This window comes from Cryobacterium algoritolerans, assembly GCF_004402785.1.
Lineage (GTDB): Bacteria > Actinomycetota > Actinomycetes > Actinomycetales > Microbacteriaceae > Cryobacterium > Cryobacterium algoritolerans.
The window spans coordinates 31767-57474 of record NZ_SOFP01000046.1 but is presented as its reverse complement, the minus strand read 5'-3'; the positions used below and the strand labels follow the sequence as shown (position 1 = coordinate 57474).

26 protein-coding genes are annotated in these 25708 nt (G+C 64.7%); 14 read left to right on the top strand and 12 right to left on the bottom strand.

Annotated features, from left to right (window positions below):
- Both E3O19_RS08770 and E3O19_RS08765 read left to right on the top strand, forming a co-directional pair.
- Positions 1 to 1356: a TrbL/VirB6 family protein gene (locus E3O19_RS08770; protein WP_134566955.1), complete on the top strand. Its 1356-nt coding sequence runs from the start codon at positions 1 to 3 to the stop codon at positions 1354 to 1356.
- Between the two features lie 20 nt (positions 1357 to 1376).
- A complete protein-coding gene (locus E3O19_RS08765) occupies positions 1377 to 2840 on the top strand; it encodes an SCO6880 family protein (protein ID WP_134566954.1) in 1464 nt (487 codons plus the stop codon).
- A 95-nt stretch (positions 2841 to 2935) separates the two neighbouring features.
- On the opposite strand, the gene E3O19_RS08760 is transcribed toward E3O19_RS08765, so the two are convergent.
- Entirely contained in the window at positions 2936 to 3514 is a 579-nt protein-coding gene (locus E3O19_RS08760; protein ID WP_134566953.1) for a DUF2510 domain-containing protein, read from the bottom strand.
- A 442-nt stretch (positions 3515 to 3956) separates the two neighbouring features.
- Between E3O19_RS08760 and E3O19_RS08755 the strand changes: the two genes are divergently transcribed.
- From E3O19_RS08755 to E3O19_RS08730, 6 genes are all read left to right on the top strand, one after another.
- Complete coding sequence (locus E3O19_RS08755; protein ID WP_134566952.1) at positions 3957 to 4397, top strand: hypothetical protein; 441 nt, start codon at positions 3957 to 3959, stop codon at positions 4395 to 4397.
- Positions 4398 to 4420: 23 nt separating this feature from the next.
- On the top strand, positions 4421 to 5884 hold the full coding sequence (locus tag E3O19_RS08750) for an ATP-binding protein (RefSeq protein WP_134566951.1): 1464 nt from the start codon (positions 4421 to 4423) through the stop codon (positions 5882 to 5884).
- A gap of 74 nt (positions 5885 to 5958) precedes the next feature.
- On the top strand, positions 5959 to 6954 hold the full coding sequence (dprA, locus tag E3O19_RS08745) for a DNA-processing protein DprA (RefSeq protein WP_134566950.1): 996 nt from the start codon (positions 5959 to 5961) through the stop codon (positions 6952 to 6954).
- A 28-nt stretch (positions 6955 to 6982) separates the two neighbouring features.
- A complete protein-coding gene (locus tag E3O19_RS08740; RefSeq protein WP_134566949.1) occupies positions 6983 to 8821 on the top strand; it encodes a type IV secretory system conjugative DNA transfer family protein in 1839 nt (612 codons plus the stop codon).
- 159 nt (positions 8822 to 8980) lie between these two features.
- Positions 8981 to 9436 (top strand): single-stranded DNA-binding protein, encoded by a 456-nt coding sequence (locus E3O19_RS08735; protein ID WP_134566948.1) that lies wholly within the window; start codon positions 8981 to 8983, stop codon positions 9434 to 9436.
- 8 nt (positions 9437 to 9444) lie between these two features.
- A complete protein-coding gene (locus E3O19_RS08730) occupies positions 9445 to 10011 on the top strand; it encodes a hypothetical protein (RefSeq protein WP_134566947.1) in 567 nt (188 codons plus the stop codon).
- A gap of 25 nt (positions 10012 to 10036) precedes the next feature.
- Here the strand turns inward: E3O19_RS08730 and E3O19_RS18300 are convergent, their stop codons facing one another.
- From E3O19_RS18300 to E3O19_RS08715, 3 genes are all read right to left on the bottom strand, one after another.
- The gene (locus E3O19_RS18300) at positions 10037 to 10330 is read right to left on the bottom strand and encodes a hypothetical protein (protein WP_241981281.1); all 294 of its coding nucleotides are present in this window, start codon (positions 10328 to 10330) and stop codon (positions 10037 to 10039) included.
- A 410-nt stretch (positions 10331 to 10740) separates the two neighbouring features.
- The gene (locus tag E3O19_RS08720) at positions 10741 to 12693 is read right to left on the bottom strand and encodes a heavy metal translocating P-type ATPase (protein WP_166804523.1); all 1953 of its coding nucleotides are present in this window, start codon (positions 12691 to 12693) and stop codon (positions 10741 to 10743) included.
- Positions 12694 to 12752: 59 nt separating this feature from the next.
- Entirely contained in the window at positions 12753 to 12998 is a 246-nt protein-coding gene (locus E3O19_RS08715) for a hypothetical protein (RefSeq protein ID WP_134566945.1), read from the bottom strand.
- 110 nt (positions 12999 to 13108) lie between these two features.
- On the opposite strand from E3O19_RS08715, the gene E3O19_RS08710 reads away from it, so the two are divergent.
- From E3O19_RS08710 to E3O19_RS08695, 4 genes are all read left to right on the top strand, one after another.
- Positions 13109 to 13471 carry an ArsR/SmtB family transcription factor gene (locus tag E3O19_RS08710; RefSeq protein ID WP_241981280.1) on the top strand — a complete coding sequence of 121 codons (363 nt, stop codon included), beginning with the start codon at positions 13109 to 13111 and terminating at the stop codon, positions 13469 to 13471.
- Positions 13472 to 13595: 124 nt separating this feature from the next.
- Positions 13596 to 13790 (top strand): hypothetical protein, encoded by a 195-nt coding sequence (locus E3O19_RS08705; protein WP_134566944.1) that lies wholly within the window; start codon positions 13596 to 13598, stop codon positions 13788 to 13790.
- 144 nt (positions 13791 to 13934) lie between these two features.
- Positions 13935 to 14303, top strand: a complete 369-nt coding sequence (locus E3O19_RS08700; RefSeq protein ID WP_134566943.1) for a hypothetical protein — start codon at positions 13935 to 13937, stop codon at positions 14301 to 14303.
- Positions 14304 to 14434: 131 nt separating this feature from the next.
- Positions 14435 to 14797: a VTT domain-containing protein gene (locus tag E3O19_RS08695; RefSeq protein WP_134566942.1), complete on the top strand. Its 363-nt coding sequence runs from the start codon at positions 14435 to 14437 to the stop codon at positions 14795 to 14797.
- A gap of 464 nt (positions 14798 to 15261) precedes the next feature.
- On the opposite strand, the gene E3O19_RS08690 is transcribed toward E3O19_RS08695, so the two are convergent.
- From E3O19_RS08690 to E3O19_RS08655, 8 genes are all read right to left on the bottom strand, one after another.
- Entirely contained in the window at positions 15262 to 17790 is a 2529-nt protein-coding gene (locus E3O19_RS08690; RefSeq protein ID WP_134566941.1) for an AMP-binding protein, read from the bottom strand.
- 374 nt (positions 17791 to 18164) lie between these two features.
- Positions 18165 to 19328: an LCP family protein gene (locus E3O19_RS08685; protein WP_241981279.1), complete on the bottom strand. Its 1164-nt coding sequence runs from the start codon at positions 19326 to 19328 to the stop codon at positions 18165 to 18167.
- Positions 19329 to 19417: 89 nt separating this feature from the next.
- Positions 19418 to 20179: a phosphatase PAP2 family protein gene (locus tag E3O19_RS08680; RefSeq protein ID WP_134566940.1), complete on the bottom strand. Its 762-nt coding sequence runs from the start codon at positions 20177 to 20179 to the stop codon at positions 19418 to 19420.
- 49 nt (positions 20180 to 20228) lie between these two features.
- On the bottom strand, positions 20229 to 20642 hold the full coding sequence (locus E3O19_RS08675; protein WP_134566939.1) for a DUF3566 domain-containing protein: 414 nt from the start codon (positions 20640 to 20642) through the stop codon (positions 20229 to 20231).
- Entirely contained in the window at positions 20629 to 21876 is a 1248-nt protein-coding gene (ftsW, locus tag E3O19_RS08670) for a putative lipid II flippase FtsW (protein WP_420898603.1), read from the bottom strand. The genes E3O19_RS08675 and ftsW overlap by 14 nt, the downstream gene beginning before the upstream one ends.
- A 152-nt stretch (positions 21877 to 22028) precedes the next feature.
- Complete coding sequence (locus tag E3O19_RS08665; protein ID WP_134566937.1) at positions 22029 to 23276, bottom strand: NAD(P)/FAD-dependent oxidoreductase; 1248 nt, start codon at positions 23274 to 23276, stop codon at positions 22029 to 22031.
- Positions 23273 to 23518 (bottom strand): ferredoxin, encoded by a 246-nt coding sequence (locus E3O19_RS18820; RefSeq protein WP_134566936.1) that lies wholly within the window; start codon positions 23516 to 23518, stop codon positions 23273 to 23275. The genes E3O19_RS08665 and E3O19_RS18820 overlap by 4 nt, the downstream gene beginning before the upstream one ends.
- Positions 23515 to 24156, bottom strand: coding sequence for a ferric reductase-like transmembrane domain-containing protein (locus E3O19_RS08655; protein WP_134566935.1), 642 nt, complete (start codon positions 24154 to 24156; stop codon positions 23515 to 23517). The genes E3O19_RS18820 and E3O19_RS08655 overlap by 4 nt, the downstream gene beginning before the upstream one ends.
- 89 nt (positions 24157 to 24245) lie before the next feature.
- On the opposite strand from E3O19_RS08655, the gene E3O19_RS08650 reads away from it, so the two are divergent.
- Together E3O19_RS08650 and E3O19_RS08645 are read left to right on the top strand one after the other, a co-directional pair.
- Positions 24246 to 24659, top strand: coding sequence for a BlaI/MecI/CopY family transcriptional regulator (locus tag E3O19_RS08650; protein WP_134566934.1), 414 nt, complete (start codon positions 24246 to 24248; stop codon positions 24657 to 24659).
- The gene (locus E3O19_RS08645) at positions 24656 to 25543 is read left to right on the top strand and encodes a M56 family metallopeptidase (RefSeq protein WP_134566933.1); all 888 of its coding nucleotides are present in this window, start codon (positions 24656 to 24658) and stop codon (positions 25541 to 25543) included. The genes E3O19_RS08650 and E3O19_RS08645 overlap by 4 nt, the downstream gene beginning before the upstream one ends.
- The last annotated feature ends 165 nt before the right edge of the window (positions 25544 to 25708 follow it).

Below are 25708 nucleotides of genomic sequence, written 5' to 3'. Positions count from 1 at the left end.
ATGAGCGTGTGCGATGTGCCGGTGATCGCGGAGGTCTGCAACACGGTCGGGGAGGGCACCGCCTCGTTGATCGCGGCGCCGTTCGATTGGCTTGCGCAGGCGATGGGCTCCGCTGCGGCCTGGCTCTTTGAATCCGTCTGGGCGGCGTATGATTCGACCACGCTCGTCGACCTGACCGATCCGGCGTACATCGACGTCTACAACGTGCTCTTCGGCGTCGCCGTCTTCGTCACCCTGGTGTTCTTCTGCCTGCAGCTCATCTCCGGGCTCGTGCACCGGGACCCGACGGCGCTCTCCCGGGCCGCGCTCGGCGTCGCCAAATCGGTGCTCGGATCGTTCGTCATCATCACCATCACCGGCCTGCTTCTGGAGATCACCGATCAGTTGACGATCGGGGTTGTGACCGCGAGCGGCAACACGATGAAGGGGATGGGCGACCGCATCGCGCTCCTGCCCGCCGGCCTCACGGCGCTCAATGTCGGCTCCCCCGGTGTCGGCGCGATCGTGACGATCTTCCTGTCCGCTCTCGCGATCAGCGCCGCAGCGATCGTCTGGTTCTCCCTCCTCATCCGCAAGGCACTGCTGCTGGTGGCGATCGTCTTCGGGCCGATCGCGCTCGCGGGCGCGACCTGGGATGCCGCCAAGGGCTGGTTCTCGAAGTGGGTCGCGTTCGTGATCGCTCTGATCCTGTCGAAGCTCGTGCTCGTCGTAATCTTTCTGGTCGCAGTCGCGCAGGTCTCGGCCCCGATCGATGCGGATCTGGCCTCCGTCAGCGATCCGATCGCCGGAATCGTGTTGATGTTCATCGCCGCCTTCGCGCCGTACATCACGTACAAATTCCTCAACTTCGTAGGACTCGACATGTACCACGCGATGTCGAGCGAGCAGGAGGCGAAGTCGGCGATGAACCGGCCCGTGCCGGTGCCGAACTCACCGATGACCGAAGGCGCGAAGAAGATCCTCGGCCCGAGCAGCGACGGCGGGAGCGGGTCGGCGCCTCGCGGCGGCTCGGCAGCGGCACCCGCGTCGGGCGGCAGAGGACTTGGTCCCGTTTCGTCGGGCGGCGGACCGGGCGCCGCGGCTGCCGCGGGTGCGGGCGCAGGTTCATCTGCCACGACCGGCACTGCGGGTGTAAGTGCCGGGGCCGGGGTGGCAACCGCAGGCGTCGCCGTCGGGGCGGCAGTCGCCAGTGCCGCCGTCACGGCCGGCCCGAAGGTCGGCGGTGCGGTCGGACAGACGGCAGAAGCGCACACCCAGTCTGCCGGCGACGCAGTCCCGCCGAGCGCGTCTCAGCTGGCATCCGCGCCATCACGAGCTCCCCTACCTTCGCCGGATGCTGCCCAAACCGTCGGTTGAGCAGGAACGGACGTGTAGTCATGGACTCTGACCAGAACCGCGTTGAGTACCAACTCGCACCGGAACAGTTCTCGCGACTGACCAAGCGCGGCATCCTGCTGGGTCTGTCGGTGCCGCAATTGGTCGCCCTGTCGATCGGAACGCTCACCATCGTCGCCGCGCTCTACACGGCGGGCGGCGCGGGCGTCTTGTGGTCGAGCCCGGTGTGGGGCACCGCGGTGGTGATCGCCGGCATCCCGCTCAGTGGTCGGAAGATCGTCGAATGGGTGCCGATCGTCAGCCGGTGGACGTGGCGTGCCGCGCACGAGCAGCTGACCTACCGGCGCCGCATCATCCGCCCGCGTCCGGTCGGCACCCTGTCGCTTCCGGGTGACGCGGCCGCGCTGCGCGAATGGGACGATCCCGAGTCCGGGGCGGTCATGATCCACGACCCACACGCGCGCACCCTGACCGCGGTCGTGGCGGTGTCGCACCCGGCCTTCGCCCTGCTCGACCCCGGTAAGCAGCACCGACGCGTAACAGCGTGGGGGCGAGTGCTTGCCGGGGCGTGCAGGTCGGGACGAATCGCAAGGCTGCAGGTGTCGGAACGCACGCTGCCCGATTCTGGCACCGGGCTAGCCGAGTGGTGGGAGCGGCACGGCATCGACGATGACAGCTGGGCCGCGACCACCTACCGTGATCTGATCGAGTGGGCCGGGCCCGCCGGGGAACGCCACGCGACAACAATCGCCCTCTCCCTCGACCTCACCGCAGCGTCCCGGCAAGTGCGCACGCAGGGCGGCGGCATGCGCGGCGCGGCGGCAGTGCTCCGCCAGGAAATGACCGCCCTGACGAGGGCGCTACGCGCAGCGGACCTCACGGTCGGCGGCTGGCTCACCGCGGACGAGCTCGCGATGATCCTGCGAACGGCGTACGACCCCGCCGTCGGCGTCGACCTGGAACGGCATCCTGCAGTTGGTCACTCATTGGCCACGGCCGGCCCGGTCGCCGTGGCCGAGAGCTGGGATCGGCTCCGCACCGACAGTGCGTTCCATGCGGTGCTGTGGATCAGCGAATGGCCCAGGTCCCAGGTGTTCCCCGGCTTCCTCTCACCGCTGGTCTTCACCAATGGCATCCTTCGCACGGTGTCGCTGCACTACCTGCCCGTGCGCGCGGATCAGGCTGCACGCGACCTGCGCAAGAAGAAGACCGAATTGATCAGCGACGCCTACCAACGCAAACGCATCGGCCAGATCGAGGATGCCGGCGCGACCGCAGAATACGACGACCTGCTGCACCAGGAGGCAGACCTCACCGCCGGCCACGGAGTTCTGCACACGACCGGCCTCGTCTGCGTGACCGCGCCCACGGTCGACGAGCTCGACGCCGCGGTGGCAACGATCGAACAAGCCGCCATCCAAGCATCGTGCGAAACACACCGGCTCGTCGGCCAGCAAGCACAAGCCTTCACAGCCGCAGCGCTGCCGTTGTGCCGCAGCGTGTAAGCGACTCAAAGTCCAGGGGCATGTCTGGGTCGTATTCCGTCGACTCCTTGGCCGAGGACCCTGCACAAGACCGACATAGGCATCGAGTGAGTTGGTTACTTAAGCCTGAAGGTCCGTTCCACGCGCGCGTCGCGGTACTCGGAGTATCCAGGCCCCAGCATTGCGAGCAGCGTCCCTAGACCGAGAAACGCCACGGCTATTCCTTCGTCGAGTGTTCCCCCCAGCGCCCCACCAATACCGGACGCCAGATGCAATACTCCTCCGACCACCGTCGCGACCAAATATCCCCCGATGATCAGGACCCACGCCCCTGTAACGGAGCGAGAGGTCGTCGTCCCGCGAATGAATTCATGCGACGGTAGGTGCTCACGAGCTAGCCGCGTGGCCATCACTGAACTACCGGTAGACGCGAACAGGCCGGCAATCACTGCGACCGTCACGCTCGGCTGCGTACTGAAAGCTGGTACCGCGGCCAGAGCGAGCAACGCAGCGAACATCGTTCCGAGCCAGTGAAAAACAACCCAGAGGATCTGCTCGACATTATCTCGGGTCTCGCTTTCGGCGACCTTCGGATGAGGAGCGCTGTTCTCACGGACGGCTCCTGTCCAGTGCTCGTCATCCCACCAGCGCATTTGGTTATTGCCGTCGTCGTAATAGCCCGCTCGAGCATCCATGCTGAACCTCCGAAAACGCAATCACGCGAATTTTCTCGCATCTGACTCTGAAAGTAAACGCGATGACCCGACGCGGATTAGATCGTCGCGGCAAAACTGCTTCCTCCGTCGAACGGTTTCTCCCGACAGCTTCCCATAGCTCCAACTGGGCCGATACCTCGACCGAAAGCATCCCCACCCATTGCTTGATGCCGACGGCACCGAGGAGCCAATGCACAAAGTCACCGCGGGCTGTGCCGTGTCGGGACTATGGCCGGCGAGTGTCATGACTGTTTGCCCGGGTTCTCAGAGTGCGCGGGCGTCGCGGTATCGACGGCCTCCTGCGAAACCCGCCGTTTCGTTGCCTAGCAGGCGCAGGCCCTGACCGCCGAAGCGCTCCCCCTCTGCCACAGAGTGCGATCGGTGCGCTCCTGTTGTGCAGAGCACCCAGATTGGAGCCGACATGTTCGACAAACGAGTGAACGCATCAGCATCCCGTTGGATCAGCGTCATCTTCCTCCAGGGAGAGCAAGCTGACACGACGCTTGACCTGATCGATCGCCGCGGACCCACCGCGGCGATCGAGTACCTGCAACAGTGGGACTTCGGCGACGAGACGACCGATGCCGCGCTCACCAACGGGTACGTTTACGAACGCATCCCGGCCGGATCGACCGACCGGACCCTCACGAACGACGACTCGCCCTACGCACTGACGTACAGTCCACCCTTTGGATATGTGTCGCTCCTGCGCAGGTATCCAGCCGAATCTGAGCTGGAACTCGCCTCGGCGCCCAGGGCATCAGCGAAGCAGTCACCTCGGGCGCGTGAGGACGTTGCCGACATCTGGGTCGCCCCGCGCGACCGGTCGGCACAGTACGCACGGCACCCGGTCGCGCTGTGAAAAACGCCGGCGAGGATGAGCGGATGCACACGGCTGCGCTGGTCGAGCCGCGCGGCGAGCTCCGCCGCGACCGTCGCGACCGGAGGCGATCGGCAGTGAAGATCGAAGCGGATGCCCGCAAGGCCAAGCTGCTCGAGGCGCGCACCCGGTGGCACGCCGAACGAGACGAGGCACGAGCCGGCGCCTACCTTCCCGCCGCCGGCGAGTCTGGACCCGCCCAACTGCGGATGCCCGGCCGCCTCCGACTGCCCAAACACCAGGACACCTCGGCCACGCTGTCCGGCCACTACCCGTTTCTCGCCGAGGCCGGACTCGGCTCGGCCGGCGTCTTCGTCGGGCAAGACCTCTACTCGGGTGGCGCCTTCGTCTACGACCCGTGGGTGCTCTACCAACGGGGGATGATCACCGCGCCGAACATTGTTCTCGCCGGAATCGTCGGCTCCGGAAAGTCCGCGCTGGCGAAGTCGCGCTACACCCGCTCGCTCCCCTTCGGCCGGCGCGTCTACGTGCCCGGTGACCCCAAGGGCGAGCACACCGCCGTCGCCGAGGCCGTCGGCGGCAAGGCGATCATCCTCGGCCACGGACTCCGCAACCGGCTGAACCCGCTCGACGAGGGCCACCGGGCGGCATCCGCCTCCAACGCCGAATGGACGGCGCAACTGGCGGCCCGGCGTCGCGACCTGATCGGCGCCCTCGCCGAGACCGTGCTCGATCGACCTCTCAGCCCGCTCGAGCACACGGCTATCGACCTCGCCCTGGCGGATGCGGTGCGGAGCGCTGAGGTGCCCATCCTGCCGATGGTGGTCGATCGCATCCTCGCCCCGAACCCCACGGATGACGAGGGTCGCCTCGCGGAGGACGGCCGCCTCGTCGGCCATGCGTTGAGACGGTTGGTGGCCGGCGACCTCGCCGGGCTCTTCGACGGACCATCCACCGTGCGGTTCGACCCCTCGCTTCCGATGGTCTCGCTCGACCTGTCACGGGTGGCCGAGAACTCGACGCTCATCTCCGTGCTGATGACGTGCTCCTCGGCGTGGATGGAGTCCGCGCTCGCCGATCCGGATGGCGGCCAACGATGGGTCATCTACGACGAAGCCTGGCGGCTGATGGCATATCCGGCCCTCCTGCGCCGGATGGATGCCCAGTGGCGCCTGGCCCGGCACTTCGGGATCGCGAACATGCTCATCTTCCACAAACTCAGCGACCTCGACAACGTCGGCGACTCAGGGTCCGCAATGCGCGCCCTCGCGTCATCGCTGCTCGCAAACGCAGAAACCCGCATCGTCTACCGCCAGGAACCGGACCAGCTCGGCTCCACCGCCAACGCACTCGGGCTCAGCCGAACCGAGCAGAAGCTGCTCCCCGCGCTTGGCCTCGGTCAAGGCCTCTGGCGCATCAAGGACCGCAGCTTCGTCGTACAACACCAGCTGCACCCCGATGAGCTCGCGGCATTCGATACGACGGCTCGGATGACCTCGAAGGCCTAAAAGTTCCCATGGTCCTTTGACTGTTTTCGCGGGGCCCGAGGCGCACCTTCCACACAGATCGAGGAGGCATTGCCATGGCCGAGAGTAAGGACGACGAGCGAGACGCGAGGATGACGCTCGCGGCACTGTCCGAGCCTGGCGATATCGTCACGGGAACCCTGGTCGCCCGACTCGGCGCAGCGGAGACCGTGCAGCTCATCACCTCGGGCGGTCGACTTCCCAACGGCGTCGACCCCGCAGAGGGCGAGCTGTGGCGGCGACGACTGGCCCCTCGGATCAATCCCGGTCAGATCGACCGCATCCGGTCCGAAATGGAGCGCCACGACCTACAGCTGTTGACCCCAGAGGACATCGACTGGCCCGGCGAACTGCAACAACTCGGCTCGAGCGCGCCGATCGCGCTCTGGCTCAAGGGCGACCCGAGCCGGCTCTCGGCCCCTCTCCCCGGCCGGGTCACCATCGTCGGCGCCCGCGCTGCGACAGCGTATGGCAGCCAGGTAGCAACCGAGCTCGCCTCAGAACTCGCCTCGCAAGGCCGCGTGATCCTCTCCGGCGGCGCCTACGGCATCGATGGGGCAGCCCACCGGGCAGCCACCGTGTCCTATCCGGGTTCGACGGTCGCCGTGCTCGCCAGCGGCCTCGACCGGGTCTACCCCGCCGGCCACGAACTGCTCTTCGAACGCATCGAACAGAGCGGCGGACTGCTCGTGAGCGAACTCCCGCCCGGCTCCGCACCCACCCGGTGGCGCTTCCTCCAACGAAACCGGATCCTCGCCGCCCTCTCCGGCGCAACGGTCGTCGTCGAAGCCGGTCACCGATCCGGCTCGCTCAACGTCGCCGGGCAGGCCCACTCCCTGGGCCGACCAGTCGGCGCCGTTCCCGGACCCGTGACGAGCGCGACCAGCGCCGGATGCCACCGGCTGATCCAAGAGGGAATCGCGAGCCTGGTCATCGACGCGCAGGACGTGACAGACCTGCTCGACTCCAGCGCCGGCTTCTCCGGAGACCGCACATTCGCCTACTCCCCCACGAGACGGTTCAGCCGAACCGGCCCGGACCTGCGGTTCTAACCATCTTCCACGGAATGGACCAGTATCGATGAGCACACCGCGACCACAGGGCCCGCTCGGCGACGAGCTGGCCAACCTCGGCATCGGACTCCTGATCGGTGGGGCCGTTTTCGCCCTTACGCTCCGGGCCGCGGGTGCCGTGGCGGCCTGGGTGACGGGCAGCGTGCAACCGGTCGGCGGGCCTGAAGCCGGGCTCGCCGTTCTGCTCGACCCGGGGCATCCGTCGGCGGCCCTGAGGGCACCGGGCCTGGACCCGGTCGCATACTGGCTCACGACAACCCTGCTGTTCGGTCTCGCTGTGGCTGCGGCAATCTGGTTGTGGCGGATGCTCCGGGGCGCGGCCCGCACAGCCAAGGTCGACCCGCATCGCATCCCTGGCATCGCCAGCCGCGCCGAGGTGGCCCGGGCCGCCTCGCGCTCGGCACTGATGAAGCGCGCGGTGCACCTTCGGCCCTCCCTCACCAACGCCGGCACCTGCGACGTCGGCTATCGCATCGGCAGATCCCGGGGCACCACGGTGTGGGCGAGCGTCGAGGACTCGATCTTGGTCATCGGGCCGCCGCGCTCCGGAAAAGGGGCGCACATCGTGATCAATGCCATCCTCGACGCCCCCGGCCCGGTCGTGACCACCTCCACCCGCCCCGACAACCTCACCACCACCCTGCGGGCACGGCAACGGCTCGGCCCTGTGGCGGTCTTTGATCCCCAGCAGCTGGCTCCGGGCATCCCGGTGGGGCTCCGCTGGTCGCCGATCCGCGGCTGCGAAGACCCCCTCACCGCGATGATCCGCGCGGCTGGCCTCGCGGCCGGAACCGGGCTGGCCGCGGGCGGTGTCGACGGCGGCGGCTTCTGGGAAGCCAAGACCCGCACGGCCCTCCAGTCGCTGCTGCACGCGGCAGCGCTCGATGGATGCCCGCCCGCCGAGCTCTTTCGCTGGACCCTCGACCCGGCTGCCGCCCACGACGCGGTCTCCATCCTGCTGAGCACCCCGGGCGCGGCCACCGGCTGGGGCGACTCCCTCCAAGCCATGCTGGAAGCCGACCCCCGCACCCGCGACTCCATCTGGCAAGGCGTCTCCCTCTCGCTGGGCGCACTGGCAGACCCCCGAGTACTGGACGCCGTCTCACCGGGCGAGGGCGAGGAATTCGACCCCGAAGCTTTCTTGCGAAGCAACGGCACCCTCTACCTACTCGCCACCGGCGCAGGCTCTAACAACTCCGCCACACTCGTCTCGGCGCTCGTCGAAGACCTCGTCGAGACCGCACGCCGCATCGCCGCACGAAGCGCGGGCGCACGCCTCGACCCGCCCCTGCTGCTCGCTCTCGACGAGATTGGCAACCTCGCACCACTCCCCTCGCTCCCCAATCTCATGGCGGAAGGCGGCGGCACCGGCATCACCACCATGCCCGTGCTGCAATCACTTGCCCAGGCCCGCACGAAGTGGAGCGACAACGCGGCTGGCACCATTTGGGACTCCTCGATCGTGAAGATCGTGCTCGGCGGAGGATCCAACTCACGGGACCTTCAAGACCTCTCGACCCTCATCGGCGACCGCGACGAGACGACCGACTCGACCACCATCGGTGACCGCGGGTCACGCTCCTCGCAACGCTCCATCCGCCGCGTCGCCATCATGCCGCCGGACACAATCCGCACCCTCCCGTTCGGGACCGGGCTGATCATGCTCCGCGCCGCCCCACCCGTCGTCGCCAGCCTGCGTATGTGGACCGCGCGCCCCGACGCGAAGGAGCTGCGCGCGAACCGGGCGGAGATCGAAGGGTTGATGCGCGCGCCGACTAAATGCGAGCCCGCATCGGCGGTGCCCGCAGAGGAGCCCGCGGAGCATCCGATCAGTCAGGCAGAGTGACGGGGTTGGCCCACAACCGCGCGCTCCAGGCTGTGATCGCCGACCTTGGAACGGATGCCGCAGGCGGGGTCGGTGATCACGACCGACGTGGACCGCGCGGCGCACCTGGTAGTGAGCGCGGATCACGACGATCCGCCCGATCACAGGAGGGCACGTCCCATGGCACTTCACACCCAACAATCGCTGTCAGGCTTCATCGCCTCGGAACCACAGCGCTCGGTCACCGAGAACGGCGACACCCGCTTCTACGTGCGCGTCGGCCAGCCCCACTTCCGCCGCGAAGACAACGGCGACTTCACCGTTCTCGAGCCAAGCTTCCACGACCTCGTCGCCTACCGCGCCACCGCCGACCGGGCACTCACCCGATTCGCAAAGGGCGACAGCTTCGTCGCCGAAGGCAACGTCCGCACCTTCCAGGTCGAACGCGACGGCGACGCCATCGAACGCGAGGAGTTCGTGGCGAAGAAGATTGGCCACGACCTCGCCCGCACAAACTACGACGTCGACCGAGCCCGCCGCCCCGCCGCAAGCGCCGAGCGGGATGCGCCGGCCAACCAGGAAGTCATCTCGCAGACGGAGCCGGCACGCGTCGGCTCCGCCCTGCTCGGGATGTGAAGGTGGCGATGACAGGACCCCGGATCGACTGGGCGGCCAGCGATCACGATGCCCCGTTGAGCGAAGACACCTTCGACGAGCTCGACGGACCGCTCACGGCAGAGCCGCCGCATCCGATCAACTGGAACCTGCTCACCGCCGAGGAAGCAGAAACAGAATGGATCGAACTCAACCGGTGGGTGAACTGGCTCCGATACACCTACGGCCTCTCAGCATCCGTCGTGCCGCCCTTCTGGCATCGCCACCCCGAACTCGTCTGGGAACTCTCCGCGCTGCACCTGCATTGGCTCTGCGCCTACGACCCCGACCAACACGGCTCCGCCCCGTTCGGCTGGCACCGCGACTTCGCCGACGCCCGCCAACGCCTCCACGACTGGGTCGCCACCTCGGGCACCCGGCTCGAGCGCGACCGGCCCACGCGCCAGACAGCCTGGCCGGGCGAACCCTGCGCCGACGCCGTCGAGGACATCGTGATCCGCGACCGCGAAGAGGACTTCGTACAGTTCGTCGTCGACGACGTCCCCACGCGCCGCGAGGCAGAGGCCGAGTTCTACGCTCGTGTCGACTCTCCTTGATCTCCGATTGGATGGGTCACAGGGATCAGTGATTGCCCAAGGCAAGGCTGGATCGCGTGAACCATTTCGCACCGGTCGAGCCGCTTTGTGCTCTCAATCCGGCGTTGAACTCGATGCGTTTGCCCCTGGTCATCAGGCCCAATGTCTGGCGGGGCACATGCGACAACCATGCCTGCGGGACACCGCGAACTGTGACTTTCGGCGCTATGTGGCGGCGTTCTGTGATCGCTCTGTGTCGAAAGTTCTCGATTCCGAAAATGCTGGCGGCGGCTTCGATGACGTCGTCAGTGATGGTCTCAAGCTCGTTGATCTTGGTCACTCGGACGATCCGGTCCCTACAGATTGCTCACCTCCCCCAGGCGCAGTGAAGCCGGGGCCTTTTTGTGGCTATCACTGATCTTTCGGAAACTCCCAGCCACTAAGGACTGCGCGCCCGTGGCCCGCCGCCAGCCTGCAATCGGCCCAGTCAATGCTCAGATCAATCACCGGGCGCAACCCGTTATAGCGGCTTTTATGATGGCGTTATCAGTGGCCTCGGCTATTCTCATGACTGAGGGCCCACCGCTAATGCAGTGGGCCTTCGCCAATCCCTGTGGCTTTCGTCTCTATATGGCGGTGTCCTGGTGGTGCTCTGTGGCGTCCGCGTTAGGTGATGCCGGTGACGACGGGGTTCAATGGCGTCGTTGATGATGCTGTGAAGCCGGTCAACAGCAGTGATTTTGGGCCGTCCTAAACTCGTGCCGAGGTTCGGGCGTGCCGGGTTTCGCCGCGGCCGGGGAGTAGCATGCGGAGGCCGTTGAGGATGATCAGTGCGGCGCTGCCCTCGTTCAGCAGCAGTCCTGTGGTCAGTGTCATCCACCCGGCGAGGGCGGCGATGATCAGGACGGCCACGACGGCCAGGCTGAGGGCGATGTTGATCTTGATGTTGTTTCGGGCTCGTCGGGAGAGGCGGATGGCTGCGGGGAGCCGGCCCAGTTCGTCGGCCATCAGGGCGACGTCGGCGGTTTCGAGTGCAACATCGGTTCCAGCGGCGCCCATGGCGATGGCTAGGTCCGCGTTGGCCAGGGCGGGGGCGTCGTTGACGCCGTCACCGACCATCGCGATCACCCCGTACTGTTCGCGCAGTTCACGGATGGCAGCTGATTTGTCGTCGGGTAGTAGTTCGGCGCGGTAGTCGTCCAGGCCCAAGGCATGCGCGGTGGATCTGGCGACGGTGGCGTTGTCGCCGGTGAGCATCAACACCCGCTTGATGCCCAGTTCGCGCAGTTCGGCGATGGTGCTGTGGGCGTCTGGGCGCAGCTGGTCAGCTACTGCCAATACTGCAAGGGGGCGGGTGTCCTCGCGCAGCACGACAGCGGTGCAGCCTTCTGACTCGGCTCCGGCGACGGCTGCTCCCACCTGCGGGTCGGAGCGGTCGGCGTCCGAGGGCCGGCCGATGTGCAGGGCGCGGCCGTCGATGATGGCCTCCATGCCTGCCCCGGGGAGGGCGCGGGCGTCCCGAGCGGCGGGGATGTCGAGGCCTCGGTCTCGGGCCCCGGCGACGATGGCGGCAGCGATGGGGTGTTCGCTGCCGGCCTCGACAGCGGCGGCCAGTGTGAGGGCGTCCTGTTCGGTGGTGCCGCCGAACGCGGTGACCTGGGTCAGCGCCGGACGGCCGCGGGTGAGTGTGCCGGTCTTGTCGAAGGCGACGGCCTTGATGTCGGCCAGACGTTCGAGGTAGAGGCCGCCCTTGATCAGGATCCCGTCCCGGGCGCCACGGGCGATGGCGGTGACGACGCTGACGGGCACGGAGATGACCAGCGCGCAGGAGCAGGAGACAACGAGGATGACCAGGGCCCGGTAGATGGCCTCACGCCATTCAAAGCCGAACACCGGCAGGACCAGGGCCACCAGGACCGCAAGGGCGAACATGGCGGGGGTGTAGATTGCGGTGAACTTATCGGCGAAGCGCTCGGCGCCGCTGCGGTTGGTCTGGGCTTCCTCTACCTGTTCGATCACCCGGGCGAGGACGGTGTCGGAGTACTCCTTGGTGACCCGGACGCGCAGCACGCCGTTGCCGTTCAGGCTTCCGCCGAAGACCTCGGTCCCGGCGGCAGCCTCCACGGGCACGGATTCGCCGGTGACCGGGCTGGCATCGACCCACGAAGCACCCTCGGTGACGGTGCCATCGGTGGGTAGTCGCTCACCGGGGCGGATGAGGACGACTTCGCCGGGGTGCAACTGCTCCACGGCCACGGTTTCGGTTAGGCCGCCGGTGGTGAGCCGGTTCGCGCTCGGGGGTGTCAGTTCCATCAGCGCGCTGATAGAGCCGCGAGCCTTGTTGGTTGCGTAGGCTTCCATCGCCTCACCGAGGCTGAAGATGACGACCAGCATCGCGGCTTCTTCGACCACGCCCAGCGCGATCGCGCCGATGACAGCCACGACCAGCAGCACGGTGATGTTCAGCCGCCTGTTGCGCACGGCGCGGATGGCGCTGCGCAGCGGATACACCCCGCCGACGAGGATCGAAGCCCAGAACAGGGCTAGGGTTGCGGGTTCGGAGTGGGTGGTCCACTCCACGATCAGGCCCGCAGCCAGCAGGACACCGGCGACCGCCAAGGCCACCATTTCGGGCTTCTGCCACCACCGGCGCCGTGCCGGCGGCGAGACGATGGGGGCCGCCACCTGCGTTGAGGCGCTCACTCCTGTATTCATTCGACTGTCTCTTCTCTCTTTAGTCTGATTGTCCGACCCCCTGGGGGTCAGGCGCGGACGGGGCGGCCCGGACCGGCCGGCGCCAGGCTCAGGCCGGCCCTCTGCGCGGCCTCGACCACGTTGGCGTCGGTCACAGTCTCGTCGTGGTCGACCAGCACGACGCCGGAAGCCAGGGCGTCAACTCTCCGCACGCCGGGCAGAGCCTCGACCGGGGAAAGGTCGCCAGAGCAACTCACGCACCCACCTTCGAGGGTGCGGTACTTGGACCGGAGCAGCGGGGTCGGTGCACTCACAGGGTGTCTCCTTCAATCAAACATGACTTCGATGAACTTCGAAGTCCTGCTTCCAACATACTCAGACTTCGATGATTGTCAAACTATCGAAGTCTGCCATAATGAAAAGCATGACGATCCTCTCCCTGGCCCCGGCCGCCATGACAGTGGGTTATTGCACACCGCTGTCCCGTGAACCCATCACGACAACCCAGGCCGAAGTCGCCTCCCGGATGCTCAAGGCCCTGGCGGATCCGGTGCGGCTGCGGCTGATGTCCATGGTGCTCTCGCATGAAGGCGGGGAGGCATGCGCGATGTGTGACCTGACCGAGGGCTTCGACCTGGCAGTTTCAACACTCAGCCATCACTTGAAGATTCTGCACGACGCCGGGCTCGTCGAGCGTGATAAGCGAGGAGTGTGGGTCTACTACAAGGCCCGCCCCGAGGCCATGGATGCTCTGCGCACCCTCTTCAGCGCAGGCCCTTCTATCTGAGAACCCCGCATCCTTGCCAAGTCCAAGACTCCTGCTGTGCACGCGACGTGAACCTGGAGTCGGATCCGGGTTTCAGCCTTGCCCCACCTGCCAAACTATGTCCTCCAGAAACGAGCCCCCGTCGATGCCCAACCGCACCTCACAAAAGCCCGAAGCCCGCAACCTCCGCGAGGCCGAACGCGCCCGCCAGGCCAAGGCCCATCGCCGACGGAACCTCATGCTCGGCGCCGCCGGACTCGCTGTGGCCGGGGCCCTCCCCGCCGGGATCACAGTGGCCACCAACTCCCACACGTCAGCCCAGACGGCCACCTCCGCATAGGGCCCGGCAGTCAGTAACGCGGCACTGCCCGGGCTGCAGACCGGCCCCGCCCCCTGGCAGCCCGAGTACGCCAACCTGCCGGCCCGGCTCGCCAATCTGAATCTGCCGCCGAACGGGGACGAGAGCTTCCACATCCACGCCCACATGGCGATTTACATCGATGGTAAGCCGGTCCCCGTGCCCGCCAACTCCGGCATCTCCGCCGCCGACCAGCTCGAATCCCCCATGCACACCCACGACACCACCGGCGTGATCCACATCGAGGCATCGCAGCCGTCCGACACCTTCACCCTGGGCGCGTTCTTCGACATCTGGGGCGTCAAGCTCACCGCCACCCAAATCGGCGACTACACCACCCAGGGCGATCAGACCCTGCAGGCCTACGTCAACGGGCAACCGGTCGCTGATCCCGCCGGCTGCGTCCTCAAGCCGCGCGACGACATCGTCATCGGCTACAACTCCCCCTCGTCCTTCCCCCACACCACCAACTTCACCTGGCCCCAAAACGAATAGGGCCACATTTCCACCGGCATCACTCTGGCCAAGGGCGTTGAACCGGGAGGGAGCACATTGGTATGTCCTTGACGGAGTTTTCCTGTGGGGGCCGTCGACGGGCGAGGTAATGAGACACCGAGGTTGACGGCGTGTTCAAGACCCGCTACCTCGACCAGGCGGATGTGTTCTTCATCAAGTACGGGGCGCACTCACTCGTGCTGGCCCGTTTCGTGCCAGTCGTGCGTACCTTCATCCCGCCGATCGTCGGCATGTCCCATCTGCCCTACCGCAAGTTTCTGATGTGGAACGTGATCGGCGGGATTAGTTGGGTGGTGATCGCGGTGCTTGCCGGATTCTGGCTTGGGCGCATCCCCTTCGTCGCAAACAACGTCGACCTGATCGCGATCGTCATCGTGCTCGCTTCACTCATTCCGGTCGGTATCGAGGTGTTACAAGCGCGGCAACGCGGCCAGCTTGGCCGGGAGAAGACAAGCGCGGAGGAGACAAGCTAGTGACCGTCGATACGCGGCCATAGCTGACGGCCCGGTGGCCACGAAGATGGGCCGAGCTGAACGTTCTTCTTGATGGTGGAAATATCGGAGGAGACTGTTAGCAGCATCAGGCGGCCCCCGGCATCCGCTCCATGGCGTAGCCACACTCCGTGGGACGCAACCCAGTTCGACGGGGATTCAGCGTGGGAATCCTACATCGAGGCGATGGATAAATCGGAGCCTCTCGAACTAGCTTCATTGAAACGAAGTGCGCCTCAACCTGTCTGCGCACTGAGGGCGACCCCGTGCTGTTCGTTCTCAACCCCGTTCAGCGGCTGAGAGCGATGGGGGTCTGCGCGACAAACCGTCCCGGCGTCGACGATCGCCTCGCCGGTCGCCTTGCCGGTCGCGACCTGCCGTCTTCGCGAGCAGATCGGACGCTAGCTTGCGGGTCGCGGCTGCGGGATGGGCCGCCCACCAACCGCTCAGTGCGGAATATCCTTGCCAGGCGAGGATCCCCACCGCGAAGGAGGCGAGGGTGGCGAGTAGAGGGAATTCGTCCGCGAGAAGCGGGTAGACCTGCCACTGGACGAGGTACACAACGATGCCGAGGCCACGACGCCCAGCACCGGCACCAGAATCCGCGGCAGGGGCGCCGCTGGTATCCACAGGAGGAGCAGCAGTCCCGCGATCGTGATCGCCTCGCGGGCCGGGTCGCCGAAGAACCCAGAGACGGTGAGCACGACGACCGCCGAGCTCAGCACCCGCCGCTTGACCTCCGTGGAACGTGCGATGAGCCAGCCGAGAGCGATGAGCCAGAGCACGATCGGCAGCGAATACCGTTCGGTCGGCCCCGCCTCGACACCGCCAGTCAGCAGCAGGCGCAGCACAAGCGCGCCCGCGACGAAGCAGGCCGCGAAGACGAAGGGGTATCGGCGCTCGAGACGGTCGAGCTGGGGAACGCAGAAGACGAGCGCCAGGCCGAGAATCGTCCACACGACGGATTCCAGGAACCAGTACTGCCATTGCATCGTCCAGCGTTCGTCGCCGCCAAGCAAGTTGTGCAGCATGAAGACCGTCGCGGGTTCGTACATTCCGCCGATCAGTGCGACACCACCGATCCACAGCACGGCCGGGACGAAGATCTGGACGGCACTGCGCAGCAGTTTCCCGAGCCGCATCGGCCGAGGTACATCGGCGAACTGGAAACGGGCCAGGTTAAAGCCCAGGATTCCGAGCAGCAGGTGAGCACCGCCCTGCACATGTAAGAGATTGGTGTGCGTCCCCGTGATCAGAACGATGGCGATAGCCCGCAGCACGACGGATGTCTCCATGCGCGCCAGCCGGCGTCGGGGTCGAGCCCCGGCCGGTGCGGTTCGGTGGCTGGCCAACTCCTGGGCCGATTTCGCCGGCCAGTCTCTGGGGAGCGTGCCGAGCATCTGCTCGAGCCGCACCGAAACCTCAACGTAACTCAGCGAGTCGCCGTGCAGCGCGACGAAGCTGTCGTCGGCGACCGCGTCCGGGCGGTCGAGGAGGGTTGAGTAGAGAGCCCGGATATTTTCCGCCGTCACGGCCCCTGAGCGGTCCTCCAGTGGGACGTTTCGCTCAAGGAGCGCCGCCTCCCGAAGCAGGCTCGCGGTGTCTGGCTTGCCGCTGGACGTCAGGGGGAACTCCTCGATGAGGTGCGCCCGGACGCTGTGACAGGGCAGGCCGAGCGCCTCCGCGGCAATCGGCACGACAAACCCGAGTGCCCACCGCTGCCGAACGAACACCACAAGGCGTTCCTCGAGGTTGACCGCCCTGGCTTCGACGCCGTCGTCGGCGAGGAGCCGCTCGACCCGGTCGAGGTCGATCCGCAGGCCGTATATCTTGACGAAGCGACTGCTCCGCCCGACGATCTCGAAGAGTCCGTCGTCGTGCTGGCGGGCTAGATCGCCGGTGCGCAGATCCCCCACTGTCGGTCCAGCGGCGAGCTCCGCCGGGCTCTCCGCATATCCCATCATGACGTTCGGCCCGGTGTAGACGAGCTCACCGACCGAGTCCTCACCGGCGTCGTCAATGCGGAACTGCCCGCCTGGTATCGGGATGCCGATCGATTCGGGCCGTTCCTCCGTCAGCTCAGGCGGCAGGTAGGCCATCCGCGCGGTTGCCTCTGTCTGGCCGTACATGACGACGAAATCGAATCCGCGTTCCTTGCCCAGCCGGGCGTAACTGCGCACCCGGTCGGGGCCGAGTCGTCCGCCCGCCTGAGTGATGTAGCGCAGGCTCGTATGTTCGCGCCGGGCGAAGCCGATGGAATCGAGCAGGTCGAAAGTGTAAGGGACGCCGGCGAAGGAGGTGGCCCCTGCAGCTTCGAATTCGTTCCAGAAGTCAGACTCGACCACCGAGCGCTCGGTGAGCAGCAGGCTCGCGCCGGAGATTAGGTGGCTGTTCACGACTGAGAGCCCGTAGCAATAGTGCATCGGCAGCGTTGTGGCCGCCCGGTCTTGCGGGGTCAGGTCGAGGTAGTCGGCGATGCTTCTCGCGTTGCTTCGCACATTCTCGCGTGACAGCCGAACGAGTTTTGGCGATCCGGTCGATCCTGAGGTGCTGAGCAGCAGTGCGAGCTCAGGGTGCAACGTGTGTCGGCTTCCCTCGCGTCGCTCGTCCAGACGCCATTCGTTGCCTACGGGTGCCAGAACCACGTCGGGGTTGTAACGCTCAAGGAGTCCGATCCTGTTCCGCTCCTGATTCGGCTCGTCCGCGTCGCCTGCGACGAGCAGCACCGGATGCCCAGCCGATAGCGCGGCAAGATAAGTCACCAAGGGTTCCAGGGCGTTCGCGCACGACACCATGACGAGTCGGCGGCCGTCTCCCAGTTTGTCCCGCCGGTCCCGGACCCGTTCGTCCAGTTCGGCGTAGGTCAGGGTCCCATCCGCGGTCACAAGGGCAGTCGCGGACGGTTCTCCGGCGAGGAGCCGGAGTGCCTCGAAACCGACCGTGGGGGTGCACTGCGCGCTCATCACGGGCTGCACGGTGGATATTTTTGCGGAAGGGAATGCATCGTTTGGTTTGTTGGTGCGCACGGCTGTCTCTGGTTGGAGGTCTTGCCCCTCGGTTTTAGTGAGGCAAGGCTAACCTTAGTTCTTGGATCCGATGGTTGGACCAGCGTGGCTTTGTCGTGGCACGAAAATGCATTTTTTGTCAGGGAATACTCCGGATTGTCGGGGTAACGACGAGAGGTGTGCTGCTGGAGTCGGGCGACACAAGCATCCAGAGTCGCATGTCAATCGCGGGGCCAGCCGGGCCAGGCCAGCCAAGCCTGCATGACCCCGAAGGCGCGCGGCACGCCATTTGCGCGAGTAATTGTGGGCGCCGCGGAGTGGCTGTCCACTCGATGGGAACAGTCCTACTTATTTTTCGCAGTGCACGTCGATTGGGATGCGTTTTGCCCCGAGATGTCCCCGGGAAGCGGGACGGAGGTTGCTGTGGGCGTCGTGGTGGCTTCCGGAGCGATCGTGGGAGAGGCGCTGGGCGTGGGTGAGGCGGTTGGCGTGGCTGCGGCGGTCGCAGCTCGGCCGAGCTTGCCGGTCAGTGAGAGCGGCCGGTCGGACTTGAGGGCGGATACTAATGCTTCCGCCGAACTCGGCTGGGGGATGACTCGATTCGGATCGCTGGGATCGGGGGTGACTGGATATTGCACGAACACGATCCTGTCGAGGGGGATTTTTTTGAGTGTGAGGGCAATGGAGACGAGGCTTGTCGGGTTGGTGAGCGTGTCGGATAGCTGCATGTTGGATAGGGCCGCATTCGCGAGTGTGAACAGCGTGATCGGGTTGTTGAGGGTGCCATCGCTTGTAATCTTGCGAGCGAGAGCGGAGAGGAAGACCTGCTGGTTGCTGATCCGTCCAAGGTCGCTTCCGTCACCGACGCCGTGTCTGCTTCGGAGGAACGACAGCGCATTTCCTCCGACCAAGTTTTGTTGACCTGCGGCTAAGTCCAGGGGGGGATATGTGTTGTCGTCTTTCACCGGGGTGGCCAAACACACGCTTACTCCGCCCACGGCGTTTGACATGCCGATGACGCCGTCGAACTTGATGACGCCGGCGTATGGGATGGTCAGGCCGCTCATTTTTTCGATGGTCTGAACGGTACAAGACAATCCACGGGCAAGGGTTGTGTTGAGCATGGCGGAGGAAATCGCATTGCCGCAGATGGGTACCGACACGAGGTCCCGGGGAAAACTGACAACGGTTGCGTTCGTGTGATCTGCTGAAACATGCAAAAGCATGGTGACGTCGTTGTTGCCGAGCCCTGAACTGCTCGCCAGATCAGCTTTGTCTTGAAAGCTACTCTGCCCGGTTCGGGTGTCTGAGCCCGCAAGGAGAAGGTTGACCGCGCCCTCTGCAGCACCGACCGATGGCGGAGGAGCCACTGTGGATCCGGCCGCGTGCTCGAGATGAATGCCAGGTTTGATGTTGGTCAGTGTCGTATAGGCCGCAAGACCAGCCACAGTCGCTCCGCTGACGAGCGTGACCACGAGTACCATACCCAGCGCTTTGACGAGGGTCACGACTGGGTTTGGGGATGACTGCCGTCCATGCCGCACAGGAGCCTGCGCCCTGACCGTGCGTTGGTTGTGCCGCCCTCCAGAGGGTGCCATCACTGCCGTACTTTCCCTGGTCTGGCCGGAGGTTGAGGTAGCGGACCGAACCGATCAAGAAAGGGAATCCGGGCCAATACAGATAGGGCGTACCTATTCCAGATCACTGTGACGAGGGAGGTCGTGGTCGCGGCCACCAGGACGGATCCGATGATGTCGCTGGGGTAGTGCACTCCGAGGTATACACGGGATAGGCCAACCACCGTGACGAATAGGATGCCGCAGGCGAGGGCAACTTTGGACCATCGGGTCTGGCGGGCGAGGAAGTAGTAGGCGATCGCGAACGCTACCGCGAAGGTGGTGTGTCCGGAGGGGAAACTGCCGGTGCCGTCGTTCGGGATGAGGGGGTTCTGCAGCAGCGCTTGGTTCGGGCGGGGTTGGGCGACCACAATTTTGAACGCTTCGCTGGAGAGCCATCCGATGCCCGCAACCGAAACGACTGCAAACGCGTTCACGGGGGATCGTCTGACTAACAGAAGGAAGAGGAAGGTGATGATCAGGATGATGAGGATCCCGCGTGCACTCAAAAGCACCTGAATGGTGACCGCAATTGCGTTCAGGGCTGGACTGTGATGTCGGCTGAAGAATTGATCGATCTGAAATTCTGCGTTCCGGAATTGGGGTAGCCATTTGATGGTGAAGCCGAGCGCGAGGGTGACGAGGGCGAGGATCACCGGTTGTTGGAGGGCATGCCGCGGTTGCGGCAGCCTGGCCAAACGTGTTCGAGCGGCGAGGTTATCGACTGCGGGAGGATTGGTCATGAGCGGTTTTGGCCTGTTCTGTTGTTCCGGGGTTGGCGGCGGTCGTCTATCAGCGAGTGATGAAGCCGATGAAGAGACCGCCGGTGAGTTTGACGCTGAGGTTGTAGAGAACGGCCATGATCGTCCCTAGTGCGGATCCGGTAATGGCGCCCACGACGCCAAGAGCGATCGAAAAGCCCAACACCGGCCCGAGGCCGAGAGAGGTTTTCACACCGATCGCTGTCGTTGACCCGCTCGACATGCCGGCAAGGAGCGTATCGAGTTGATCGAACGCACCTGTCTGGTTTAGAACTAGCCACAGGACCAGAGTGCCGAGCGTGGTCACAATACCCAGGCTCAGCCCGAGAAGAAGAGAAATTTTCGCCACGAACCAGGCATTGATGTGGACGAATTTGAGTCGGACCTGTTTCCCCGAGGCGGGTGCGGCGGATGATTTTTGGGCAAGTTTTTCAGCCAAACTCATGAATCATTTCTCCCTTCAGGGCGGCGCTTAGTGGGGACGTGGATGGCCGTCTAGCTATCGGTGCCTGCACGTCCCCGGTCATTGGCGAGTTTCCTTGAGCGTGTCTTTTCTCAGGCTGCGATTGAGTTTTCCTTCGTTTGGATTCTCGCTCGAAGGACAGGACAATGCCCATGGCTGCGAGCGAGCTGACGAGGGCTGTGCCACCGGATGAGAAAAAGGGTAGAGGCACTCCAAGGACGGGCAGCAAACCTAAGACGACGGCGATATTGACCGCCGCCTCACCGATTATCCACACCATAATCGCGGCGGTTGCGATTCGGGCGAACCGGTCAGTGCTTGTGCCGATAATCCTTAGGAACGCCAGGGCGAGAACGGCGAAGAGAACAAGTACGAGGACCGTGCCGATCAGGCCCAGCTCGTTGCCGATGATGGCAAAGATGAAGTCAGTGTCCGCTGCGGGAAGCCAGCCCCATTTGGATTTGGAGTTTCCGAGGCCCACGCCGAAAACACCGCCGGAAGCGAGAGCGTAGTAACCATTCTGAATTTGCCAACCGACATCCGTTGGGTCAGCGGATCCGGGATTCAGGAACGCCAAAATACGGATCAGCCTGCTGGGTCGGGATACTGCCAGCAGCACGGCAAGGACGGATGCTGCCCCGAGCGTGAGTGCAAGTTGTTTGAGGGGCGCGCCAGCAAAGAACAGTGCGCCCAGGAGCATCCCGCCCATGATGAGTGTCGTGCCGAGGTCGCCACCGATGGTGACGAGGCCGATTGCCGGGCCTGCCACGAGCACGACGGGGAGAAGAAGATGTTTCCAGTCCGCAATTCTGTTGTATCGCTTCACCAAAAACATGCTGATCCAGAGGGCTAAGGCGACTTTCAGCGCTTCGGATGGCTGAAGCGAAAAGCTGCCGAGGCGCAGCCAGTTTCGATTTCCACCAACTTGCGTGCCTAGGGGGGTGGCGACGACGAGCAGCTGCAGCACACACGTTGCGATGAGTAGCAGCCGGGCATGCTTTCTCCACACGGTGCTGCGGATCCGCGCGACGAGGAGCATGAGCGGGATGCCGATTATTGCACTGGCGCCCTGTTTCCAGAACACGGCGAAAAAGCTGTCGCCGGCGGTATGTGAATCGACGAAAGAGGAGGAAAGGACCATCATCAGCCCAAACCCGACCATGAAAAGAGTGGTCCCCAGCAGCAGGTAGTAGTTAGAGGACTCAGAGTGGAGCAGCCGCCCTAAAGTGATCCGTACCGCAATTTGTCGGGATCCGGGCGCGAACGGGAAGCCCGGGCTTTCCGCCGGCCGTTCTACTGCATCAGGACCACGTTCGGGCGCTCTGCTCAGGGTGTCTCCTTCGGCTCGGAGGTGTCTGGTTTGACGTTCTAGTTTTGAAGGACGGTGACTGGGCGCGCGCGGGAGGGGCGCTCGTTTGCGGGGCGTCCGATACTTTCGTGCCAGCGCAGCAGGCTGCGCGGCATGTTGACGGCAACAACGCCAACAAGGGTTGGTCCTGTGTCGCTGGGCCGGGTGAATCCTGCGATGAATCGTCGGTCCTGAAAATTACCGTCCAGAAGGGTCATCGAGGTGCCGAGGGCTAGCTGGCCGGAAGCTTGGATTCGTGTCCCGTGTTGGTGGGACCAAAACCGTGGCGTGGGGCAGAACGGGCTCGCTGCGGGCCCGGCAAGAAGGGAGTCTGCTGCTGCCTGCCCCATTTCGACGGCGTTGATCCAGTGTTCCACCCGTCGTGGGATGCTATCGAAACGTTGGTTGGGCCAGCGGGCGACGTCGCCTGCTGCCACGATCCCTTCAACTCTGGTCCCAGCATGGGTGAGGGCATGTCCGGTCTCATCGCAGAGGACTCCGTTAGTGATGTCGAGTCCTGAATTGTGTAGCCATTCCGTGTTGGGGTCAGTTCCGACACCGATAACGACAAGATCGGCGTCAATTTTTTCGTTGTCGTCGAGTGTGAGTCCTGCGCCGCGACGGGTTTCGGCCCAGCCGCTGACTCCGACTCCGAGGTGAAGTCGCACGCCCGCTGCTCGGTGCATTTCGCCAATGACTGCTCCAATGGGGGCGCCGAGGGATCGATGCAGCACCGTTGGGCTCCGATCGATGAGGGTCACGGCAATTCCACGTTCGCGGGCAGTTGAGGCGATTTCACAGCCCAGAAAGCCCCCACCGACGACGGCGATGCGGCGGGCATGCGTCATCGCCCGGTCGATCGCCCGCGCGTCGTCGAGAGTGCGAAGCGTCCACACATGGGGGGCATCCATCGGCGCTCCGGGCAAATGCCTGGCTCGCACTCCGGTGGCGATGATCAGCCCGTCAAAGCCGATATCCGCCCCCTGTTCCGTTCGAAGCATGCGGCGAGCAATGTCCAAGCCGGTAACTCTGTTGCCCAATTTCCACTGCACGTTCAGGGGCGTGTAGCTGCGCAGTGGAAGTTCACGCGTGCTGACCTGGCCGGTGAGGAGGCCCTTGGAGAGAGGGGTTCGGTTGTAGGGTCGGTGGGTTTCGTCTCCGATGATCACAATGTCGCCAGAAAATCCTCGCTCCCGGAGGCGCTCCGCCGCGGACAGGGCGGCAAGGCCTGCCCCGACGACGACGATTCGTTCCATCCGTGCGCTCATGTGACAGACCCCGCCAGTGTGATCGCTTGCATGGGGCAGAGTCTCGCTGCCTGTCGAGTTGCCTCGGCCTCCGGGGCCGCGGGGTGTGTGGAGTACCGGAGCCGCCCGTCGACTCCAAGTGCGAAGACCTCGGGCGCTTCTTGTTCGCAAATCCCGTAGAGGTGACAGTGGCGGTTGTCAACGCTGACGCTGACGAGCGCTGTTTCCTGTCGAGCGTTTGAGGTTTCCGTGGAGGTGTTCATTTTTCTCCCGGTGCAATTCGTAGGCCAACCGCTGTGGTTGCGGGCAGGATGCGAAGGATGTAAACCAGAAGGCATGCGGCCGCTGCGCCGATGACGCCGACTCCGAGAAGGCGGAGGGACTGGACTTCCGGGGACGCCGTGAATGTGTGAATGAGTGAGAGTGCAAAGGCGCCGTAGGCGAAGTAGTGGACAATGTGCCAGCGGTGGTAGCCGAGGCGTCGTTGGACCACGATCGATAACGCGACGGCGAGCCCCAAGTCCAGACCGATGATGCCAAGTCCGACGCTGAGCGACCCGCCAGCCACGAAGGGCACAATCGCATTGATGAGGCGAAAGTTCTGGCCGGTCTGGAAGATGTACGAGAGTCCGTGGAGGGTGCCGAACGTCAACGCGGTGACCGCCAGCACGATATGGGCCGAAGACATCGCACTTCGGCTGACGAGACGCCTGGCCCACCCCGTGGTGGTCAAAATGCCGAAGACAATCGCCAATGCCATCAAGCCGTAGGACAAATAGCCAGCGAGAGTGGCGATATGCCGGATGCCCTGATCGAAGGGGGTGTAGGCGACGCTCGCCTGTGCGAGCAACGAAGGTATCGACGTCACCGATTGTGTTCCTGGGAAGAGCGCAAAGGGCACATTGTCTCCTGTGATTGGGGTTGAGTAGACTGGCAAACGGCAGGTCTTACTTGTCGTAAGAATGAGATCTTACATGACGTAAGACTTCTATGGCGGTCTGCCGCGGGACGGGACAGGAGAGAACCATCGTGAATGTACGACGGGAGCGGGGCACCCTAGAGGCTCAGGTGCTGAGCACACTGTGGTTGAGCACCACACCGCTATCTGGCGCCGAGGTACATGCTCAGCTCGGCGCCCCGGAACTGTCGTACAAGACCGTGTTGACGGTGTTGACGCGGCTGAGGGCGAAAGGGCGCGTCGCACGCGAGAAGGCCGGCCGCGCCTTCACCTACCGGCCCGTGCCGGACGGATCCGATGTCGCTGCCCAACGGATGGCGAGCGTGCTGGCGCGAGGCGCGGACCGGTCCGCAGTTCTTCAAGGCTTCCTGGACGCGATCGCGCCCGCTGACGAGGCTTTGCTCCGGGGGCTGTTGGATGACTCGCGCCAGGGCAGCGCTTCATGATCTACAGTCTCTATTTGCCTCTCGTCGTCGCCTGTCTCCTTGCCATGGCTGGGCCGGTTGTTTCTCGACACCTGACTCCATCAGCGGCGACGAGGTTGCTCTGTGCGCTTGCCCTGCTGAGCGCAGTAGCTACGGTCGGGACACTGGCCTTGTTGGCGGTCGGCGGCAGCGTGAAGATGTTGCCTTTTTTGGGGGTTGGTGCCGACCGGGAGCAACTCGTGGGCGGACGAGATGGCGTTCCCTGGCCGATCGGGGCCGTCGCACTCGTCATGCTGGTGCTCCTCGCGGTTCGGACCGTATTCGCTGTCGTCCACGAATGGCAGACCCTCCGGGAATTGCAGGAGGTGGTCAACGAGTCCGAGGATGGGCTGATGGTCCTCGTCGATAGCCGCCCCTACGCTTTTGCGGTTCCCATTGGCGCTGGCACCGTGATCGTGTCGACCGCAATGTTAGAGACCTTGACGGGTCCTGAACGCCAGGCGCTTCTCGCGCACGAACAAGCACACCTGACCAATCGTCACCACCTCTACCAGGTGATCGCGGTCATCGCTGTCGCAATCAACCCTCTTCTCGGCACGATCCGTCGCGAAATTAAGCTGCAAACCGAACGCTGGGCTGATGAGCGTGCGGCGGAAGAGGCAGGCCGGCCCGTCACGGCGCGGTCCCTCGCCAGAGCCGCTCTGGCCGCAACCAGGACGCCCCCTTCCGTGATGGCCTACACCTCCGACCATGTTCGGGAACGCCTCGCAGCCCTCGCCGTTGAACCCCCGACAAGCCGCTGGGCAACGGTCATACCCGTGGCCATCGCAGTCATCGTTGGCGGTGCAGCACTCCTGGACGCACTCAAAGCGTGCGTGACGGTCTTAGAAGTGTTCTACCCGTAACCAAACATGGACAAAACGCGGTTCGCTCATCGAGGATGCGCCGTGACAGATTGCTCCGGTGTACCGGCCACTCCGACTGCGCAATCGGGCATATCGAAACGATCTAGCATGGAAATACAGGGTCAAGAAAGCTTCGCTCGGTGGCTGTGGCGAACGACATGACCG